17 protein-coding genes are annotated in these 19053 nt (G+C 72.0%); 5 read left to right on the plus strand and 12 right to left on the minus strand.

Features of this window, described 5'->3' with window-relative positions; translation table 11 throughout:
* Positions 1–252 precede the first annotated feature (252 nt).
* Positions 253–627 carry a nuclear transport factor 2 family protein gene (locus tag ACPYO4_RS09330; RefSeq protein ID WP_425708951.1) on the plus strand — a complete coding sequence of 125 codons (375 nt, stop codon included), beginning with the start codon at positions 253–255 and terminating at the stop codon, positions 625–627.
* A gap of 73 nt (positions 628–700) precedes the next feature.
* Here ACPYO4_RS09330 and ACPYO4_RS09335 read toward each other — a convergent pair whose 3' ends face one another.
* Both ACPYO4_RS09335 and ACPYO4_RS09340 read right to left on the minus strand, forming a co-directional pair.
* Positions 701–1933 carry a RuBisCO large subunit C-terminal-like domain-containing protein gene (locus tag ACPYO4_RS09335; protein ID WP_425708952.1) on the minus strand — a complete coding sequence of 411 codons (1233 nt, stop codon included), beginning with the start codon at positions 1931–1933 and terminating at the stop codon, positions 701–703.
* Complete coding sequence (locus ACPYO4_RS09340; protein ID WP_425708953.1) at positions 1930–2766, minus strand: HAD hydrolase family protein; 837 nt, start codon at positions 2764–2766, stop codon at positions 1930–1932. The genes ACPYO4_RS09335 and ACPYO4_RS09340 overlap by 4 nt, the downstream gene beginning before the upstream one ends.
* Positions 2767–2919: 153 nt before the next feature.
* On the opposite strand from ACPYO4_RS09340, the gene glpK reads away from it, so the two are divergent.
* Positions 2920–4416, plus strand: coding sequence for a glycerol kinase GlpK (glpK, locus tag ACPYO4_RS09345; protein ID WP_425708954.1), 1497 nt, complete (start codon positions 2920–2922; stop codon positions 4414–4416).
* Between the two features lie 31 nt (positions 4417–4447).
* A complete protein-coding gene (locus ACPYO4_RS09350) occupies positions 4448–5476 on the plus strand; it encodes a zinc-binding dehydrogenase (protein ID WP_425708955.1) in 1029 nt (342 codons plus the stop codon).
* Positions 5477–5549: 73 nt separating this feature from the next.
* On the opposite strand, the gene ACPYO4_RS09355 is transcribed toward ACPYO4_RS09350, so the two are convergent.
* Both ACPYO4_RS09355 and ACPYO4_RS09360 read right to left on the minus strand, forming a co-directional pair.
* A complete protein-coding gene (locus ACPYO4_RS09355) occupies positions 5550–6983 on the minus strand; it encodes a 2-oxo acid dehydrogenase subunit E2 (RefSeq protein ID WP_425708956.1) in 1434 nt (477 codons plus the stop codon).
* 30 nt (positions 6984–7013) lie between these two features.
* On the minus strand, positions 7014–9185 hold the full coding sequence (locus ACPYO4_RS09360; protein ID WP_425708957.1) for an alpha-ketoacid dehydrogenase subunit alpha/beta: 2172 nt from the start codon (positions 9183–9185) through the stop codon (positions 7014–7016).
* Positions 9186–9431: 246 nt separating this feature from the next.
* Here ACPYO4_RS09360 and ACPYO4_RS09365 point away from each other — a divergent pair, with 246 nt between their 5' ends.
* Positions 9432–10166 (plus strand): GntR family transcriptional regulator, encoded by a 735-nt coding sequence (locus tag ACPYO4_RS09365; protein ID WP_425708958.1) that lies wholly within the window; start codon positions 9432–9434, stop codon positions 10164–10166.
* Positions 10167–10187: 21 nt separating this feature from the next.
* Here ACPYO4_RS09365 and ACPYO4_RS09370 read toward each other — a convergent pair whose 3' ends face one another.
* The 8 genes from ACPYO4_RS09370 to ACPYO4_RS09405 all read right to left on the minus strand — a co-directional run bounded on the left by ACPYO4_RS09370 (position 10188) and on the right by ACPYO4_RS09405 (position 18447).
* Positions 10188–10952: an HAD-IA family hydrolase gene (locus ACPYO4_RS09370; protein WP_425708959.1), complete on the minus strand. Its 765-nt coding sequence runs from the start codon at positions 10950–10952 to the stop codon at positions 10188–10190.
* On the minus strand, positions 10952–11812 hold the full coding sequence (locus ACPYO4_RS09375; protein ID WP_425708960.1) for a class II fructose-bisphosphate aldolase: 861 nt from the start codon (positions 11810–11812) through the stop codon (positions 10952–10954). The genes ACPYO4_RS09370 and ACPYO4_RS09375 overlap by 1 nt, the downstream gene beginning before the upstream one ends.
* A 118-nt stretch (positions 11813–11930) precedes the next feature.
* Entirely contained in the window at positions 11931–12698 is a 768-nt protein-coding gene (locus ACPYO4_RS09380) for a triose-phosphate isomerase family protein (protein WP_425708961.1), read from the minus strand.
* A gap of 49 nt (positions 12699–12747) precedes the next feature.
* Positions 12748–14463, minus strand: coding sequence for a dihydroxyacetone kinase family protein (locus ACPYO4_RS09385; protein ID WP_425708962.1), 1716 nt, complete (start codon positions 14461–14463; stop codon positions 12748–12750).
* Between the two features lie 119 nt (positions 14464–14582).
* The gene (locus tag ACPYO4_RS09390; protein WP_425708963.1) at positions 14583–15929 is read right to left on the minus strand and encodes an iron-containing alcohol dehydrogenase; all 1347 of its coding nucleotides are present in this window, start codon (positions 15927–15929) and stop codon (positions 14583–14585) included.
* Positions 15926–17470 carry an FGGY family carbohydrate kinase gene (locus ACPYO4_RS09395; protein ID WP_425708964.1) on the minus strand — a complete coding sequence of 515 codons (1545 nt, stop codon included), beginning with the start codon at positions 17468–17470 and terminating at the stop codon, positions 15926–15928. Before ACPYO4_RS09395 ends, ACPYO4_RS09390 begins: the two co-directional genes overlap by 4 nt.
* Before the next feature lie 104 nt (positions 17471–17574).
* Positions 17575–18015: a VOC family protein gene (locus ACPYO4_RS09400; protein ID WP_425708965.1), complete on the minus strand. Its 441-nt coding sequence runs from the start codon at positions 18013–18015 to the stop codon at positions 17575–17577.
* Between the two features lie 120 nt (positions 18016–18135).
* Positions 18136–18447, minus strand: a complete 312-nt coding sequence (locus ACPYO4_RS09405) for a hypothetical protein (protein WP_425708966.1) — start codon at positions 18445–18447, stop codon at positions 18136–18138.
* 192 nt (positions 18448–18639) lie between these two features.
* Here ACPYO4_RS09405 and ACPYO4_RS09410 point away from each other — a divergent pair.
* On the plus strand, positions 18640–19053 hold a 414-nt coding region (locus ACPYO4_RS09410), incomplete at its 3' end, for a transposase (protein ID WP_425708967.1).

The raw sequence follows: 19053 nt of genomic DNA on the forward strand, positions 1-19053 counted from the left end.
ACGATCTCGACGCGCGAGCTCTCGGGGTTCTCTCGAACCTTCACCGGACCGACATCGCGGGCCTGACCTCCTGGAACGTGCTGCACGACTACGTCGCGCCCCCTTCCGGAGGGCGTCGGCTCGACGACGTGCCGGCCGAGGTATCTCTGGCCACGCCGGCGCCGGGTGGAGGACACGCGCACTCCTGCTTTCCCGTCGTCTTGAACGGCACCTCAGGGGTGGATGTGGTCTCGTACAGGCCTAACCTTGACCATGAGCACTCTCACGACAGACCACCTGCTCGCCCTCGAGCATCGGGGCTGGGACGCCCTGTGCAGCTCGACCGGCGGGAGCTTCTACGGCGAGCTGATGACTCCCGAGGCCGTGATGATCCTCGTCAACGGCATGGTGCTCGACCGGGCGACCGTCGCGCGGTCCCTCGACGAGTCACCTCCGTGGTCCTCCTACTCCCTCACGGGGGCGCGCGTCGTGCCGACGGGCGAGCGGTCGGCCGCCCTGGTCTACACGGCGACGGCGTCCCGTCAGGGCGACGAGACGCCCTTCGTCGCCCTCATGGCGAGCCACTACTGCGTGGTCGACGGTGAGACGCGGCTGGCGCTCTACCAGCAGACGACCGTCACGCACTGACCAGCGGCAGGTCCTCGGCGGCTCTCCCGCCGCAGCCCGTACTCGCAGTTTGGGCAGCGGAAGCGGCAAGGGGTTACGGCTCGAGCGTGCCCCAGCGCTCGATCGCGACCCGCAGGTCGTCGTCCTCGGCCGCCGCCTCGTGGACGTCCAGCCCGGCGACGGCGGCCTCGATCGCGGCGTGCATCGCCCGCACCCCGGCCGCCGCTCCGCCGGGGTGGCCCTGGATGGCACCCCCGACGCCGAGAACCACGTCGGCGCCGACCTCGTCGACGTAGCGTCGGACCGTCCCCGGGTGAACGCCACCGCCGATGATCGGCGCGGTGCGGCGCAGTCCCGGGCGGTCGGACGTCAGCTCGGCCGCGGTGCGCCGGTAGGCCACGGGTGAGATCGGGTAGCCGCCGTACGGGGTGTTGACGAGCGAGAGGTCGGCCCCGGCCAGTCGTGGCAGCAGGCCGTTGGCGAGGTCCGAGGACATGCCCGTCGTCGGGTTCTCGTAGTACGGCGCAGAGCCGGCGAAGTGGCCCAGCACCGGGACCTCGACGGCCTCGGCGAGCGCCTGCATCGAGCCGTAGCCGGCGTTCGCGTAGGCCACCATCACGCCCTCGGCGCCGGCGTCGACGGCCCGCCGGGCGGTGTCGAGCATCCGGTCGGGCCGGTCGGTGACGTTGACGAAGTACAGGGCGCGCCGACCGGTCTCGTCGGCGGCCCGGTCGATGGCCGCGGTGTAGGCGCGGACGCGGTCGACGACCGGGGAGAACTCGGTGTTCCCGAGCAGCTCGTCGTCCTTGATGAGGTCGACGCCGCCGAGCGCGGTGCGGTGGACGATCTCCGCCCCGGCCTCCGGGGTCAGCCCGGTGCACGGCTTGACCATGTTGAGCAGGAGCGGGCGGTCGTGGATGCCGACGCGCTCGCGCAGACCGTCGATCCCGTGGCGCGGGCCGGCGAACCGGGCGAGCAGGTCGGGCGGCAGGTCGAGCCCGACGAGCTTGGCCTGGACCGACGTCGACGCGTCGTTGCCGATGACCGTGGTGAGCAGCTGCGGGATCGAGTCGCCGACGTTGACCGACGGCACGGCGATGGTGGCCAGGTACCAGCTGCCGGCCGACCCGTTGTCGACGAGGTCGGCGGCGGGGACCGGCTGAAGGTCGAGCACGCGGGCCTCGTGCGCCGCTCGGAGCTCGTCGGTCAGGCCGGGCACCGGCAGCCAGGTGCCGGTGGACTGCCCGACGGCGAACCGACGCACCACCTCGTACGGGTCCGTGCCGGCGTCGATCCACAGGACGTAGGACGCGCCGACGTCGCTCATCGCGGGCTCCTCGCCGTCAGCTCGCCGCTCAGCTGGTCCGCGAGCGCCTCGAGCACCACGGCCACCCCGTCCTCGCTGTTGGCGGGGGCGACCGCGGACGCTACTACCTTGACCTCCTCGCGGGCGTTGCCGACCGCGACCGGGATGCCGATGCGCGTGAGCCAGGGGACGTCGTTGCCGCCGTCGCCCATGCCGAGGACCGCCCCGGCCGCGATGCCGTACCGCCCGAGCAGGTCCTCGAGGGCGTGCCACTTGTTCGCGTCCTCGGCGACGAACTCGAAGAACTCGTCCATCGATCGTGTGCCGCGGGGGTTCCTGGCAAGGATCACGGGGGTCGCGGCGTCGAGCTGCGCGGCGGTGCCGAAGAGCATCGTCTTGGTGACCACCGGCGGGACCGAGCTCGTGTCACCGACGACGACGCCGTCCTCCCCGAGCATCCGGAGCATGTCCGCGCAGTCGCCCTCGCGGCTGACGTAGATGTCCGTCGTCGTCCACCACGTGACCTCGAGGCCGAGCTCGGTGCCGAGGTCGAGCAGGTCGCGCACCTCGCCGCGGTCCATGGGGCGCAGCGCGACGTCGGCGTTGGTGACCGGGTCGAACGTGATGGAGCCGTTGTTGCTCGCCACGAGGTTGGTCAGGCCCAGCCGCGTGGCGAGCTCGAGGGTGTTGCGCCGCGCGCGACCGGTCAGCAGGAACACCGGCACGCCCAGCTCGGCGACCCGGGAGATCGCCGCCGCGGTCCGGGCCGAGACGGTGTGGTCGTCCCGCGAGATCGTGCCGTCGACGTCGAGCCCGACGGCGCGGACGCCGGCCAGGGTCTCTGGGGCGAGCATGTGAACCTCCTTGGTCACTCCCACGACGACAGGCTAGGCCGTCGCTCCTGCGCCTAGACAACCATAGACAGGCGTTGACATGCCAGGTCGGACGCACCTACCTTGCGTTCGGACGCAACGAGGCGACCGCCATCGACAATGAGGTGAGTGAGCATGGCCAGGTACATTCTCGGGATCGACGAGGGCACCACCAGTGCACGGGCGTTCGTCATCGACGACGACACCAACGTGGTGGGATTCGCCCAGGCGGAGATCACCCAGCAGTACCCACGACCGGGCTGGATCGAGCACAACCCCAAGGAGATCCTCAGTACGCAGCTCGAGTCGATCCGTGCGGCGCTCCGGGACGCGAACCTGCAGCCCTCCGACCTCAGCGCGGTCGGGCTGACCAACCAGCGCGAGACCGGCATCGTCTGGGACAAGGAGACCGGGGAGCCGATCTACAACGCCATCGTGTGGGCCTCCCGCCACTCGGTGGAGGTCGTGGAGAGGTGGGTCGCCGACGGCCTCGGCGACCTCATCCAGCAGCGCACCGGCCTCATCCCGGACGCCTACTACACGGCGTCGAAGATCCGCTGGATCCTCGACCAGGTGCCCGGCGCCCAGGCGCGCGCCGAGGCGGGCGAGCTGCTCGCCGGAACGGTCGACACCTGGCTGATCTGGAACCTCACCGGCCGCAAGGAGTTCGTCACCGAGACGTCGAACGCGTCGCGGACCATGATGATGAACCTCGAGACGCTCGACTGGGACGACGAGCTCCTCGGCCACTACGGGATCCCCCGCCACATGCTCGCCCGCATCGCCTCCAGCGGCGAGGTCTTCGGCGACATCAGCGCCACCTTCGGCGCGCCGGTGCCGATCGGCTCCAACCTCGGCGACCAGCAGGCCGGACTGTTCGGTCAGGCCGCCTACCGCGAGGGCCTGTCGAAGATGACCTACGGCACGGCCGGCGTGCTCAACATCAACTCCGGCTCGAAGCCGCGCCCGATCGAGGGGCTCACCCCGTCCGTGGGCTGGACGATCGGCGGGGAGACGACCTACGAGATCGAGGGCGTCCTGTTCGCCATGGGCAAGACGATGCAGTGGCTGCGCGACGACCTGCAGCTCATCCACTCGGCACCGGACTCGGAGTGGTACGCCGGCCAGGTGCAGAGCACCGAGGGCGTCTACCTGGTCCCGGCGTTCACCGGACTCGCCGCCCCCAACTGGGACCCGCACGCCCGCGCCGCGATCATCGGCATGAGCAACGCAACCACGCGGCTGCACGTCATCCGCGCCGCCGTGGAGTCGATGGTCTTCCAGACCCGCGACGTCGTCGAGGCGGCCGCCAAGGGCGAGCTCGGGGTGAGCATCTCCGAGCTGCGCGTCGACGGCGGCGCGGTACGCAACAACCTGCTGTGCCAGATGCAGGCGAACATCCTCGGCATCCCGGTGGTGCGCCCGAAGAACGCCGAGGCGACGATCTTCGGCGCCATGCTCCTCGCCGGCCTCTCGACGGGCATCTACGCCGACCTCGAGGAGCTGGAGTCGAAGTGGGAGGTCGACCAGGTCTTCGAGCCGACCATGTCCCGCGACCAGGCCGACTCGCTCTACGAAGGCTGGCAGCGGGCGGTCGAGCTCACCAAGGGCTGGAACCGCCCCCGGTCCTGACCAGGAAGGCACTCAGCAGGAAGGCACTCAGATGCGCGCACTGGTCAAGTACGCGTCCGGCCCCGGGAACGTCGAGCTGCGCGACGTGCCAGCACCGACCCTCGCCCCGGGCACGGTCCTGCTCGACGTCGACGCCGTCGCGGTCTGCGGCACCGACCGGGCGGCGATCGAGGGCGGTCACGACTTCCGTGTGCCGCGCATCCTCGGCCACGAGGTCGCCGGCACCGTCGCGGAGATCGGTGCCGGCGCGGACCGTCCGGACCTCGCGGTGGGCGACCGGGTGACGGTCGAGACCGACGCATACCTGTGCATGCGCTGCGCGTACTGCCGGGCCGAGCAGTACAACCGGTGCCCGCACCGGCTCGGTATCGGCACCACCACCGACGGCGGGCTCGCCGAGCAGCTCGTCATGCCGTCCCGGGCGCTGCATGCGCTGCCCGAGAACGTCTCGCAGGTCGTGGGGGCGCTCACCGAGCCGACGGCGGTCGCCGTGCACGGGGTCGTCGAGCAGAGCCCCTCCCTGGCCGGCGAGGTGGTGGTCGTCGTCGGCCCGGGGGCGGTCGGCATGCTCACCGCCCAGGTGGCCCGGGCGGTCGGCGCCACGGTCGTCCTCGTGGGCCGAGCGCGGCACGCGGACAAGCTCGCCGCGGCGAGTCGGACGGGTATCCAGCACGCCGTCGACGCCGACACCACCGACCTCCCGGAGCTCGTCTCCCGGCTCACCGGCGGCTACGGCGCGCACAGCGTCTTCGAGTGCAGCGGCGGCGAGGGCGTGATCGAGTCGTTGCCGCCGCTGCTGCGCCGCGGGGGCCGGATCGTCCTGCTCGCCTTCTACCGGACCCCGCCGACGCTCGACATCGACCGGGTGACCAACCACGAGCTGGAGGTCGTGGGGTCCCGCGGCAAGCGCGCCTCGAGCTTCCGCACGGCGCTCCGCCTCATGGCCTCAGGCGCGGTCGACCCGGGTGCGGTCGTCGAGGAGGTGCTCCCGCTCGAGGAGTGGGAGCGCGGGATGGAGCTCGTCGGACGGGGAGCCAAGGTGGTGCTCCAGGTCCGCTGAGCGGACCGCCCGGCACACGGCAGCATGGCGAGGGGCCCGACCGGTCGGTCGGGCCCCTCGCCATGTCCACCCGTCACACCAGCATGGTCAGCGGATTCTCGAGGAGCTCGCGGAGCCGGGCGAACCAGGTGGCGGCCAACGCCCCGTCCACGGGCCGGTGGTCGACCGACAGGGTGAGTCCGACGACGGTCGCCGGCTCGAGCCCACCCTCGTCGGTGACGGCCGCGATCTTCCGCGCGGCGCCGACCGCGAGGATCCCCGCCTGGGGCGGGTTGATGATCGCGGAGAACTCGTCGACGCCGAACATCCCGAGGTTCGTCACGGTGAACGACCCGCCCTCGAGCTCGTCCTGCTTGAGACGACCCTCGTTCGCCCGCTGCGCGAAGTCCTTGACCCGGGCGGAGACGGTCGTGAGCGGGAGCTGGTCGGCCCCGCGGATCACCGGGGTGACGAGGCCCTTGTCGCTCGCGATCGCGACGCCGACGTCGGAGCGCTCGTAGGACCGGACGTAGTCGTCCGCCCACGTGACGTTGACGTCCGGGACGTCCTGCAGCGCGCGGGCGACGGCCTTGACGAAGAAGTCGTTGACCGAGACCCGCACCGGTGCGCCCTCGTTGATCTCCGCGCGGAGCGCGAGCAGCCGGTCCACGCGCACGTCGCCGCGCAGGTAGAAGTGCGGGGCGACCTGCTTGCTCTCCTGCAGGCGGGCGGCCACGAACCGGCGCAGCCGGCTGTGCGGGACATCCGTGTACCCCTGCGCACCCGCCGCGGCGGGTCCCGCCGGTGCCGCTGCTGCCGACGGAGCTGCGGCGGCGGGTGCCTCCGCCTGCTGTCTCGCCTGCGACAGCGCGGCCTCGACGTCCTTGCGGACGATACGGCCGCCCGGACCGGTCCCGGTGAGCGCACGGATGTCCAGGTCGTTCTCCCGGGCGATCTTCCGGGCGATCGGGCTGGAGAAGATCCGCCCGTGCTCGTTGCCGCCGGTCCCCCGCCCAGTGGCCGGGGCCGTGGGAGCCGCCTCGGCCGGCGCCGGTTGCCCCGACGCGGCCTGCGCGTCCGCCGCCGCGGGCAGCGCGGCGGGCTCGGCCCCGTCGGCGTCGGTCTCGGGGGCGATCGCCTCGGCGGGCACCTCGACGTCCGTCGGGGCGGAACCGCTCGGGGCGGCCTCGTTCGCGGCCCCCGGGCTCGCGTCGTCGCCCTGCGCTGCGCCACCGGCCGGCGCGCCGCCGAGCTGCGCGAGCAGGTCCTCGGCCGCGGAGGCGTCCTCGCCGACGTCGAGGAGGACCGCGATGGGGTCGCTGACCCCGACCGTGGCACCGCCGTCGACCAGGAGCGTGTGGACGACCGCGGCGTCGTCGGCCTCGATGTCGACCACGGCCTTCTCGGTCTCGACCTCGGCCACGACGTCGCCGGCGGCGACGGTGGCCCCGGCCTCGATCGACCACTGACTGAGTATCGCGGCGTCGGCGTCGGCGGAGACGCCGGGCATCCGGAGGAACTTCGCCATGAGTTCTCGCCCTCTCTCGTCGGTGGCGGGTCAGACGGACCTGAGTGCGGACACGATGGCGTCCGTGGACGCCAGCGCGGCCCGCTCGAGGATCTTGGAGATGCTCGGCGAGGACTCGCTGCCGTGCACGCGGGTGACCGGGGCGTCGAGCCAGTCGAAGAAGCGGCGCTGGATCTCGTCGCTCAGCCAGCCCCCGTAGGAGGTGCCGATCGGCCCCTGCTCCACGATGACGACGCGGTTGGTCTTGCGGATCGACTCGCCGATCGTGCTCCAGTCGATGCTCGCCATGTCGAGCCAGCGCAGGTCGATGACCTCGCCGTCGACCCCGGCGGTCTCGACGGCCTCGAGCGCCCGGCGGACCATCGACAGGTAGCTGATGACCGTGACGTCGGACCCGGTGCGCCGCACGGCGGCCTGGCCCACCGGGAGGCAGAAGTCGAGGTCGTCGACGGGCGCGGGCCCCTCGGTCTTGTACAGGTCGGCGTCGTGCTCGAGCACCGCGACCGGATCCTTGAGGCGCATCGCGCTGTTGAGCAGCCCGACGTACTCCAGCGGAGTCGACGGCGCGATGATCCGCCAGCCGACCGACGTGGCGAGAATGCCGGCGGGGTCCATCGAGTGCTGCGACCCGTAGCCGGTGCCCGTGCCGATCTTGATGCGCATGAGCAGCGGCATGTCGTGGTCGCCGCCGAACATGTGGCGGGCCTTGCCGATCTGGTTGAAGATCTGGTCGGCCGCGACCCAGATGAAGTCGGCGTACATGAGCTCGACGACCGGGTAGTAGCGACCGTCCAGCGCAACGCCGCCGCCGAGGCCCGTGAAGGCGGCCTCGCTGATCGGGGTCCCGAGCACGCGGTCGGGGAAGTCGGTGGCCAGGCCCTTCGTGGCGCCGCGGGACCCTCCGTTGAGCTTGTGGACGTCCTCGCCGAGCACCATGATCGACTCGTCCTCGGACATCCGCCGGTGCATGACCTCGGCGACGACCTCGACGAACTTGCGGTCCTCGACCTCGTCGGGGCCGAAGTCGGCGGTCTCGCGCACCTTGGCCGACCCGAGGTCCTCCGGGCCGCGGATGCCGACGTCGATGAAGTCCGTGTCCGGCCACAGCTCGGGCCGGATGCGCTGCGTGCCCGGCTTGCCGTCCGGGTCGGGCTCGACGAGCTCGGCGGAGATCTCGGCCATCGTGCTCTTGGCGCTCGACCGGAGGGCCGCGGTCTCGTCCTCGGTGAGGATGCCGCGGCGCAGCAGCTGGGCGTCCATCTGCCGGATCGGGTCGCGGTCCTTCCAGTGGGTCTCCTCCTCCTTCGAGCGATACCCGAAGGCGCTGCCCGGGAACGGGCCGTTCTGGTGGAAGTGCCGGTAGGTGTCGACCTCGATGACCGTGGGGCCGCCGCCGGAGCGCATGACCTCGAGGGCCTCCTGCATGGCCAGGTAGACGGCGACGGTGTCCATGCCGTCGACCTTCCAGCTGGGGATGCCGAAGCCGGGGCCGCGCCCGGAGAGCCGGGGCTCGCCGGTGGCCTCCTCGGCCGTGGTCGAGACGGCGTACTGGTTGTTCTCGATGAAGAAGCACACCGGGAGCTTCCACGCGGCGGCCAGGTTGAGCGTCTCGAGCACGGAGCCGATGTTGACTGCGCCGTCGCCGAAGTAGGTGACGGACACGTTGTCGGAGCCCGCGTGCTTGTTCGCCCAGGCGAACCCGGAGGCGAAGGGGACGGCGCCGCCGACGATGGCGTTGGTGCCCATCGCGCCGGCCTCCTTCCACTGCAGGTGCATCGACCCGCCGCGCCCGCGGCAGTAGCCCTGCGCGAGGCCGGCGATCTCGGCGAGGCTGCGGCGCAGCACGGTGCGGATGTCGTCCGGGACGCCGTCGCGCAGGTCGAACCCGTCGGGACGCACGAAACCGAACGCCTTGGCGAGGAACTGGTGGTGGCCCCGGTGCGAGCCGTTGATGTGGTCGGCGCCCACGAGCGGGAAGATCGAGCCGACGGCCCCGCCCTCCTGGCCGATGCTGGAGTGCGCCGGACCGTTGATGAGCTTCTGCCCCGCGAGGTCCAGCACCTCCTCCTCGAAGGCCCGCACGAGGTGGAGCTGGGTCGCCATCGCGACCAGGACGTCCGGGTCGATCGCGTCCCAGTCGTCGTCCGTGCTGGTCAGCTCGACCCAGTCGACCGAAGGCTCGAGAGCTGTCTTCTTTGGCATGGTGCACTCTTCTCGATCTGCTCGTGGTGCCGTCGTTGGCCGGTCGCACGCCGCCGCCTGGCCGTAGCATGGCGTTCCGAGGAGGCCCGTGGAACCGGGTCGCCCCGGCACCGCGGCCGCCTCGGTCGCGAGCGCGACATTACCTTCACTATACATCTCTAGACAAGTTGTAAGGAGTGCGTGACGCTTGACCTGTAAGGACACGTCCTGCCCGGCCGTCGTGGGCCGTAGAACTGGAACCGAGAGATGACCGAGACCCTCAGCCGTACCGGCCCCATCCCGATGTACGTGCAGCTGACGAACATCCTGCGCGAGAAGATCGAGGCCGGCGAGTGGCAGTCCAACGAGAAGATCCCGTCGGAGAACGAGCTCAACAGGCTGTACGGGATCTCCCGGATGACGGCCCGCCAGGTGCTCGCCCAGCTCGTCAACGAGGGCCTGCTCTTCCGCGTCCAGGGCAAGGGGACGTTCGTGGCGCCGAGCAAGATCGCCACGCGCTCGCCGTCCTACAAGGGCATCCGCGAACAGCTCGAGCAGATGGGGTACACGACCAGCACCCGCCTGCTCAGCGAGGAGCTCGTCGTCGCCGACCGCCACCTCGCCGAGCGGCTCGCCCTGCCCGACGGCGCCCCGGTGCACAAGATCCGCCGGCTGCGCACGGTCGACGACGAGCCCATCAGCCTCCACGAGTCCTACATCCCCCAGCGCCTGGCCGAGGACCTCCTCGAGCACGACGCCGCCCAGCAGCAGCTGTGCGTCATCCTCGAGCAGCACTACGACCTGGTCATGGGGCGCATCGTCGAGACGCTGGAGTCCGGGACGCCGAGCCCGGCCGACGCGAAGCTGCTCGGCGTGGGGCGCAACGCTCCCCTGCTCGTGCTGCGCCAGGAGATCTCCACGCCGTCGGGCCAGCGGTTCGAGTACTCCAAGGTCACGTTCCGCGGCGACAAGGTGCGGCTCACCTTCGAGTACGAGATCTGACCCCCATCTCGCCCGACCGCCTCAGGGGGCGAGGAGCAGCGCCTCGAGGGAGGCGACGTCGACGACCCCGAGGTTGAGCACGTCCGCGCCCGCACGCACGGCGGTCGCGTCGTCCGGCTCGCCCAGGTGGTCGACGACGACAGAGGCCGCGGGGAAGTCGTCGTCGCGCGTGAAGTGGCTGAGCGTGACGACGTGGGTGAGTCCCGCGGCTGCGGCGGCCTTGGCGCCCGCCTCGGAGTCCTCGACGACGACGGCCTCGCCGCGCTCGACCCCGAGCTCGCGCACGGCGAGCTCGTAGATGTCCGGCGCGGGCTTCTTCGCGGGCACGACGTCCCCGGCCCACACGCCGTCGACGCGCGCGTAGAGGTCCTCCCCGACGACGGACCGCAGGACGGCGCGCACGCTCTTCTCGGCCGAGGTCGAGGCGACGGCGACCTTCCAACCGGCGTCGAGCGCCTCCCCGATGAGGCGGCGCACGCCCGGCCGGCCGGGCAGCGCCCCGGCCTCGACGAGCTCGACGTAGATCTCGCTCTTGCGCCGGTGCGCGGCGGCGACCGTCTCGTCGACGTCCGGCGCGGACGCGACGTCCAGCTCGGGGTGCTCGGCGAGGTAGGCGCGCATGCGCTCCTTGCCGCCGCCGACCTTGAGCAGCCGCGCGTACTCCTCGGCGCTCCAGCGGAAGGGCAGGCCCAGCTCCTCGAAGGTCTGGTTGAAGGCGACGAGGTGACCGTCGAGCTCGGTGTCGGCGAGGACGCCGTCGCAGTCCAGGATCAGCGCGCGGGCCATCACGCGGCCCTCCCCGCGGAGCGGAAGATCTCGGCGTGCTCGGTGAGGACCTTCGCCACGTCCTCGGCGATCGCGGCGAAGAGCTTGACCGGCTCCCACTTGCCCGTGCGCTCGCACTCGGCGAGGTGCGCCTGCGCGCCCTTCATGTAGGCGAGCTTGAGCGCCGTGGAGATGTTGATCTTGGCCACGCCGGCGTCGATGAACGCGTGGAAGTCCGCCTCGGTCAGGCCCGTGCCGCCGTGCAGGACGATCGGCACCTCGGTCTTCGAGACGAGCTCGGCGGCCCGGTCGACGCGCAGCTCCGGGGACGCCGTGTACAGGCCGTGGGCGGTGCCGAGCTGCGGGGCCAGGGTGTCGACCCCGGTGTCCTCGGCGACCTCGATCAGCTGGTCGACCGTGTAGGCGTGCACGGCCTCGTCGGAGCCGACGCCGTCCTCGACCCCGATGATGTTCTCGATCTCCGACTCGACGGCGACGCCGGCCGCGTGCGCCTCGGCGACGACCTCCGTCGTCTCCGCCCAGGCGGTCTCCAGGGGGCGGTCCGAGGCGTCGAACAGGACGGAGTCCCAGCCGTGCCGGATGCACTCGGTGATGACCGCGCGGTCCGGGCAGTGATCGAGGTGCAGGGAGACCGGGACCGACACGTTGCGCGCCGCGGCGTGCGCGGCGAAGGCGAGCTGCTCGGCGCCGATGAGCTTCACGGTCTTCACCGACGTCTGGAGGATGACGGGCGAGCCGACGGACTCGGCCGCGTCGACCACGGCGCGGATCGAGTGGTCGTCGACGATGTTGACCGCGGGGACCGCGTACCCGCCCTCGCGGGCGGCCCGCACGAGATCGAGCGTCTTGGCGATGGTCATTGGAGTTCCTTCCCGATGGCGCCGGTGCCGGCGCGGCGTCGAGCCGACCCGAACGTTGCCCGACCTCTTGGACTATACATGTCCATACAACTCTGTGGCACCGTTTCGCACCGCCGGGTCAGGGGCTCGGGGCGCTCGCCCGCACCTCGTCCACGCTCGCGAGGAACTGGGCGGGGTCGAGCCCCCCGCGCCCCAGGAAGATCCCGTCCGGCTCCTGCGCGCGGTTCCGGGCCGCGGCGACGATGTCGGCGTACGTCCCGGGCACGGCCGAACCCCCGTAGACGATCCGGAACGAGGACACGGTCGCCTCCAGGACCCCGCGCAGCGCCTCGACCGTGGCGGCGACGTGCTGCGCGGGGGCCGGCTCGGGCTGGCCGATCGCCCACGTGGGCTCGTAGGCGGCGATCACCTCGGCGCCGTCGGGCAGGCCGCCGAAGTAGGTGGCGACCTGCTCGGTGAGTGCGGGGACCGGGTCGTCGTCGCGGGTGGTCTCCCCGCACACGAGGATCGGGACGATGCCGGCGTCGACGGCCGCCTCGATCTTCGCCCGCACGACCTGCTCGGACTCCCCCAGGTGACGGCGCCGTTCGGGGTGGCCGACCATCGTGTAGCGCGAACCGAGCGCCGCGAGGAGCTCCGCAGTGACCTCGCCCGTGTACGGCCCGGCGGGGAAGGCCGAGACGTCCTGGGTGCCGATCTCGGTGCCCAGCGGTCCGAGCGCGTCCCGGAAACGCTCGACGAGCGGGAACGGCACGCAGATGTAGGTCCCCTCCCCCGCACCCCGACGTATCCCCAGGCCCCGTGCCACGGTCTCGATCCATGCCTCGGCCTGCTCGAGCGTGAGGTAGCTCTTCGAGCTGAAACCGGTCAGTCTCTCGGGAAGCACGGGTCGGGTCCTTTCGGGCGGGACGACGGGTGGGAGGAAGGGGCCTCGGTCAGCTGACGAGCGCCTCGGCGATGACGTCGACGACGATGCCCGCGGAGACGGCGCCGGGGTCCGGCGTGCCCACGGAGCGGTCGGCGAGCGGGCGTGCGCGGCCGATCCTCGGCCGCATCGGCGCGGTCTGCTCGGCGAGCTGCCGGGCCTGGACGGCGGCCCGGGACCAGGCGGATCCCGGGTTGGCGCCGTCGGCGACGGCCTTCTCGAAGGCATCGACGACGGGCACGACGACGTCGACCATCGTCTTGTCGCCGAGCTCGGCCCCGCCGACCCGCAGGAGCGCGTCGGAGGCGGCGCGCAGGGCGGCGACGGCGTCGTCCGAGGCGGGCGCGCCGGTGTCGCTCAGGCTGCCGCCGGCGGCGAGGATCATCGCACCCCACAGGGCGCCGGAGGTGCCGCCCGCGTCGTCGGACCACGCCTGCCCGGCGCGGGTGATCACCGTGCTCAGGCCGGCGCCGGCCTCGGACGCGGCCCGGGCGGCGGCGAGGGCCGAGGTCGCGCCGCGCGACATGCCGATGCCGTGGTCGCCGTCCCCGGCGACGGCGTCGAGACGGCCGAGCTCGTCGGACTCCCGTCGCAGGCGATCGGCGATGGCCGAGATGGCGTCGACGGCGACCGCCCCGGCGGCGCGGGAGGCGTCGTCGGACTCGGGGATCGCGGCCACCTCGTCCTCGGCGACGGCGCGCTCCTCCTCGCTGAGCACCTCGTGCTGCGCCATCGACCCGAGCTTGAGCGCGGGGGTGTCGACGGGGGCGAGCCAGAACTTCTCGAGCTCGTCGTCGAGCCAGACGAGGGTGAGCGAGACGCCGCCCATGTCCAGCGAGGTGACGAGCTCGCCGACCACCTGGTCGACGATCGTCACGCCGGCCTCCTCCAGGGCGTCGCGCACCCCGTTGTAGGTGACGAACAGCTCCTCGTACTTCGCCGTCCCGAGCCCGTTGAGCAGGGCGACGACCCGGCCGTCCGCCCCCTCGGGGCGTTCCTTGAGCAGCTCGGTGACGAGCAGGCGGGCGACCTCGTCGGCGGTGCCCATGTCCATCTCGTCGATGCCGGGCTCGCCGTGGACGCCGAGGCCGAGGGACAGGCGCCCCTCGGGGACGCTGAACAGGGGTTCCTTCGAGCCGGGCAGGGTGCAGCCCGAGTAGGCGACGCCGAGCGTGCGCGTCGCCTCGTTGGCCTTGTCGAACACGCGGCACACGCCGTCGAAGTCCAGGCCCGCCTCGGCCGCGGCTCCGGTGATCTTGAAGACGGGGACGAAGCCGGAGATGCCCCGGCGCCTGGACTTCTCGTCGGGCCCGGCCGAGGCGACGTCGTCGGTGAGCACGAGCACGCTGGCCTGGTGCCCCTCGGCCTTGAGCTGCTCGACGGCCGCCCCGAAGTGCAGGACGTCGCCGGCGTAGTTGCCGAAGCAGATCACCGTCCCGCCGCCGTGGTCGGCGGCCTTGGCGACGCTCACGGCCTGGGAGGCGGACGGGGAGGAGAAGATGTTGCCGGTCACGGCACCGTCGGCCATGCCCGGGCCGACCCAGCCCATGAAGGCCGGGTAGTGGCCGGTGCCGCCGCCGACGAGCACGGAGACCTTGCCGGGGGTCGACCGCGTGGCGCGGGCGACGCCGCCGGGGACCGCGCGCACGTGGCGGCTGTTCGCGGAGACGAACCCGGAGACCAGCTCGCGGGGGAAGTCGTCGGGGTTGTTCACAAGCTTCGTCATCGTCAGTCCTTCGGTGAGGGGTGGCCGGGCGTCGATGCCCGAGGGCCGGGTCGTGGAAGCTGGGTCCTGGAGGCTGCGCGGCGGGGGCGCGGTGCAGCGGGTGGGAACGGACGGTCGGGCTACGCACCACCCCCGGCCCGTGCGGCGCGGTCGAGGACGGCGTCGAGAAGGTCGTCGTCCCACGCGTCGTTCATGACGAGCAGGTCCGCGAGCGTGACGCGGTTGCGCATGAACGGCAGGGCGGAGAGGACCCAGCGGGCGCGCTCGGGCGCGACGGCCGGCTCGAGCTCGCCGAACCGGGTGGGCGCGCCCCACGCGCGCAGTGTGGCCGCCACCTCCTCCGGCGGTCGCAGCAGCGCGCGGAGCCGATCGAGGAACGCGTCGTCGAGCGGGCGTCGCGTCGCCCGGCCCTGCTCCCAGGCCGCGACCTTCTCCCCCACCGAGGCCCGGCAGGTCGCACCCAGGCGGCCCGTCGGGTCGACCACGCGCCACGTGCGCTCGACCCGGTGCTCGACGTCGTCGGGGAAGGCCGTCGCGTCGTCGATCCGCACGAGGTCGCGCTCGAGGGCCTCCTGCCACAGGGCCGTGGACAGGACCGTGGCGACACCGACCTGCCGGCCGTGCAGGTCGTGCGGGGCGTCGGCGGCCATCGCCGCCATGTCGAGGATGTGGCTCGTCAGGTGCTCGCAGCCCGAGAGCGGTGCGGTGCTGCCGACGACCCCGATCGACAGGCCCCCGTAGGTCAGGGCGTCGACGAGCGCGGTCATCGACCCGTCGGCCGACCGGCCCGTGCGGAGGTCCGCGACGGCGCCGAGCAGGTCCGCGAGCACCGCCGGGTCGGCGGGCCCGCCGGCGCCGAGCCGGGCGGCGAGCACCCAGTCGGCGACCGAGGAGGCCACGGCCACGGCGTCGCCGACGCCGGCCCCGACGAGCAGGTCGGGCGAGTGTTCGAGCGCGCCGGCATCGACGAGCAGCGCGTTCGGCCACCGGGTCGGCACCGTCGACTTCGCCCCGCCGCGCACGAGCACGCTCAGCGGGTCGGCGTATCCGTTGACGGACGGCGCCGACTGCACGGCGACGAGCGGGACCCCGGTCGGCGTCGCGGCCTTCGCGAGATCGGTGACGGTGCCGGAGCCGACCGACACCACGGCGCCGGCACCGGCGAGCGCGGCAGCCGCCTCGTCGACGGTGGACTCGTCGAGGACGACGCCGTGCGGCCCCGTGCACGGCGTCGCCCGCGCGACGTCGTACCCGGCGCGGCGGACGGCTGCCACCGCGATCTCCAGGAGGTCGCCGTCGCCGGTGGGTTTGGGCACCGTGTCGGCCAGCACCGCCACCGTGCCCCGGGCCCCGAGCGCGGCGAGCACCTCGCCGGCCCGGGCACCCGCGTCGACCCCGTACTCGAGGTGCTCGAGCTCGCCGCCCGAGGCGGCGGCCGCGACCTCTCGCCTGTGCTGTGCCGTCACGAGACCTCGAGGGCGGTGACGTCCTGCAGGTCGTCCCACAGTGGCTGGAGCGCCTCGCGGGTGCGCCGGTAGAGGGCGAAGTACCGGTCGTACACCGCGGTCTTCGCGCGGTCGGGCTCGTAGGTCCGGACGATCGTCACCGTGGCGTCGACTCCCGCCGCATAGCTCTCGAAGACACCGGACCCGACGCCGGCGACGATCGCCGCCCCCTTGGCGCCGAACTCCGTGCCCGCGGGGACCACGATCCGGCGACCGAGGACGTCGGCGAAGATCTGGCACCAGGACTCGGAGTTCGCCCCGCCTCCGGCCATCCGCACCGTCTCGACGGTGGTGGGGATCGAGTCAAGACAGTCGCGGATGCCGTAGGCGACGCCCTCGTAGACGGCACGGAGCATGTCGTGCCGGGTGTGCGAGCCGCGCAGCCCGAAGAAGGAGCCGCGTGCGCTGGGCTTGACGAACGGCGCCCGCTCACCGCCCGGCGCGAGGTACCCGTGGAAGATGAGGCCGCGCGCCCCGACGGGGGTGTCGGCGAGGACGTCGTCGAGGTACTCGAACAGCTCCATGCCGCGGGTGCGCGCCTCGAGCCGGAGGACGTTGCCGGGCTCGTCGAGGAACCAGTCGAGGTTCGGGGTGCAGAAGTTCATGCCCATCGACCGGATCCACGTGTCCGGGCTGTGCGGGATCACCCAGCCGGAGTCGGCCGGTGCGAACCCGTTCTCGAGGGAGTCGGTGGCGACGGTGACGATGCCGGCGGTCCCGATGACGGCCATGCAGTCACCGGGCCGGGCCACGCCGACCCCGAGCGACGAGGCGGTGATGTCCATCTGGCCCTTGTAGACGGGGGTGCCCGCGACGAGCCCGGTCTGGCCGGCGGCCTGCGTCGTCACCTCACCCGCGAGGTCGGTCGCGGCCTTGATCGGGGGCAGGACGTCCTTGATGCCGTCGATGCCCCACGTCCGCAGCACGTGGTCGGACCACGTCCGCGTGCGGACGTCGATGCCGGCGAGGCTCGCGTCGGAGGCGTCGGTCGACACGTCTCCCGTGAGGTTGTACTCGACCCAGTCCTTGCACCACAGCTGCGTGGCTCCCTCGAGGATCTCCGGCTCGTTCTCCAGTCGCCAGCGCAGGATCGCCGATGCGGTACCGGCGTACGGGCCGAGCCCGCTCGTGTCGAACTGCCTGCTGACCGTGCCGTCCTCGTACCAGGTGTCGATGACCTTGCCCGTGCGCCCGTCCGTCCAGAGGATGGCGTTGCCGGCCGGCCTGCCGTCCTTGCCGATCAGCCAGCTGCCGTCCCCCTGACCGGTGACCGACACGGCCACGATCTCCTGCGGACGGACGGACGAGCCGGTGATGGCGTCCCGGATGGCCTTGGCGGCGGCCGCCCAGACCGTGTCCATGTCCTCCTCGGCCCTGTCCGGGTCCGGCGAGATGATCGGGACGTTGCCCGCACCTCGGCTCATCTCCGTCCCGGTCTCGTTGAACACGGCAGCCTTGATGACAGACGTCCCGGCATCGATGCCGAGCAGGTATCTGGACATGTGCCCTCCACGGTGAGTGCTGATTCGTCAGCGAATCGTGGGTGGACCGTATCGCCTCATGTCCGTACTTGTCTACGCATGTCTGGCAGACCGGACCCGACGCCTCACCGTCGGGCCGGAACCTCGATCGTGCCGTCGTCCGTCACCGGGAAGAACGGGTTGAACGCGACCTCCCACAGGTGCCCGTCCGGGTCCGCGAAGTAGCCCGAGTAGCCGCCCCACTCCACCAGCTCGGGCTCCTTGACGAGGCGGGCGCCGACGCCGGTCGCGTGCGCGAGCGCGGCGTCCACCTCCTCGGCAGAGTTGACGTTGATCGCGAGGGTGACACCGCGGTAGGGCGGGGGCGGACCGGCGGGGATGCCGACGTCGGCGGCGAGGTCCTCGTAGCCGAACAGGCCCACCCACGTGCCCGATGTACGGAACCAGGTGATGACCGCATCGTTGTCCCCGCGCTGCTCCCACCCGAGTGCGCGGTAGAACGCGATGCTCCGCGCGAGGTCGGCGACACCGAGGGTGACGATGACGAAGTTGGCCGGGATGCTCATGCGGTCAGCCTCCACCCGTCGCGCCCGCGGCACAACGGTGTCGGCGCTGATCCGTAGCCTCCGCGGGAGGGGCCGACGCCGGATCTCCCGGAGGGGTCGTGGGCGACCCGACCTCCGCCGCTATGACGGCGGCCTGATCTCACTGCGCAGGAAGTCCTTCTGCCGGTCGTTCAGGTCGCGTTCGGCCAGGTCGAGGATGACCTGCAGCTGCTCCTCGGTCAGCGACGGCAGTCCGGCGGCGACCTCGCCGACCAGTGACTGTGCCTGCGACATGAGCTCGCGGAGCTCGCCGTCGGAGGTGGCCTCGTCGATGGCGTCGAAGCGCTCCTGCAGGGCCACCAGCTCCGACCGCACCTGCGGGTCGAGCAGTGCATCGGTGAGAACCTCGGTCTGCGGATGCTCCCGGAGGAGATGGGCGACCACGACGGTCACCGGGATGTCGGCGGGCGTCAGGCTCAGAGCTGCTGCTGTCCTCGAGAGCCCGACGTGGTGTCCGGCGCGTGCCCGGGCCAGCCGATCGCGTTGTTCGGTCAGGGCCGCGATCTTTGCCTCCAGGCCCGCGGGCGTGTCAGATGGTTTGTGTAAGGGGTGGGGTCAGCGTTCGAAGGAGAACATGCTGTGACCATGACCAAGGAGAGTCCGGAGCGTGCGGAACGCAGACGGCGGCAGAAGGAGATCGCGGACGGTCTGAAGGGCTCTGGAGCGTTGGACGACATCTTCGCCAAGATCGATGCCGGCGAGCCGCTCACGGGTGAGCAGGGCCTGCTCGGCGGGATGCTCAAGGCCGCGCTCGAGCGGGGTCTGGGTGCCGAGCTGACCGAGCACGTGGGCTACGACCGTGGCGACGCGGACGCTGCCGAGCACCCGAACTCGCGTAACGGGACCAGCCCGAAGACCGTGGCGACCCAGATCGGGGACGTCGATCTGGCCGTCCCCCGGGACCGGGACGGGACGTTCACGCCGATGCTGGTGCCCAAGGGGCAGCGCCGTCTCGATGGCCTGGACGGCATGATCATCAGCCTCTACGCAGGCGGGATG

The organism is Georgenia sp. Z1491 (assembly GCF_049856175.1).
Lineage (GTDB): Bacteria > Actinomycetota > Actinomycetes > Actinomycetales > Actinomycetaceae > JB111.

What these genes read in the sequence shown, in the direction of transcription:
- ACPYO4_RS09370 (WP_425708959.1), bottom strand. Translation starts at nt 10,952, where the DNA reads ATGGCCCGCGCGCTGATCCTGGACTGCGACGGCGTCCTCGCCGACACC.
- ACPYO4_RS09340 (WP_425708953.1), bottom strand. Translation starts at nt 2,766, where the DNA reads ATGCTCGCCCCAGAGACCCTGGCCGGCGTCCGCGCCGTCGGGCTCGAC.
- ACPYO4_RS09400 (WP_425708965.1), bottom strand. Translation starts at nt 18,015, where the DNA reads ATGAGCATCCCGGCCAACTTCGTCATCGTCACCCTCGGTGTCGCCGAC.
- ACPYO4_RS09375 (WP_425708960.1), bottom strand. Translation starts at nt 11,812, where the DNA reads ATGACCATCGCCAAGACGCTCGATCTCGTGCGGGCCGCCCGCGAGGGC.
- ACPYO4_RS09365 (WP_425708958.1), top strand. Translation starts at nt 9,432, where the DNA reads ATGACCGAGACCCTCAGCCGTACCGGCCCCATCCCGATGTACGTGCAG.
- ACPYO4_RS09355 (WP_425708956.1), bottom strand. Translation starts at nt 6,983, where the DNA reads ATGGCGAAGTTCCTCCGGATGCCCGGCGTCTCCGCCGACGCCGACGCC.
- ACPYO4_RS09385 (WP_425708962.1), bottom strand. Translation starts at nt 14,463, where the DNA reads ATGACGAAGCTTGTGAACAACCCCGACGACTTCCCCCGCGAGCTGGTC.
- glpK (WP_425708954.1), top strand. Translation starts at nt 2,920, where the DNA reads ATGGCCAGGTACATTCTCGGGATCGACGAGGGCACCACCAGTGCACGG.
- ACPYO4_RS09395 (WP_425708964.1), bottom strand. Translation starts at nt 17,470, where the DNA reads ATGTCCAGATACCTGCTCGGCATCGATGCCGGGACGTCTGTCATCAAG.
- ACPYO4_RS09330 (WP_425708951.1), top strand. Translation starts at nt 253, where the DNA reads ATGAGCACTCTCACGACAGACCACCTGCTCGCCCTCGAGCATCGGGGC.
- ACPYO4_RS09335 (WP_425708952.1), bottom strand. Translation starts at nt 1,933, where the DNA reads ATGAGCGACGTCGGCGCGTCCTACGTCCTGTGGATCGACGCCGGCACG.
- ACPYO4_RS09360 (WP_425708957.1), bottom strand. Translation starts at nt 9,185, where the DNA reads ATGCCAAAGAAGACAGCTCTCGAGCCTTCGGTCGACTGGGTCGAGCTG.
- ACPYO4_RS09350 (WP_425708955.1), top strand. Translation starts at nt 4,448, where the DNA reads ATGCGCGCACTGGTCAAGTACGCGTCCGGCCCCGGGAACGTCGAGCTG.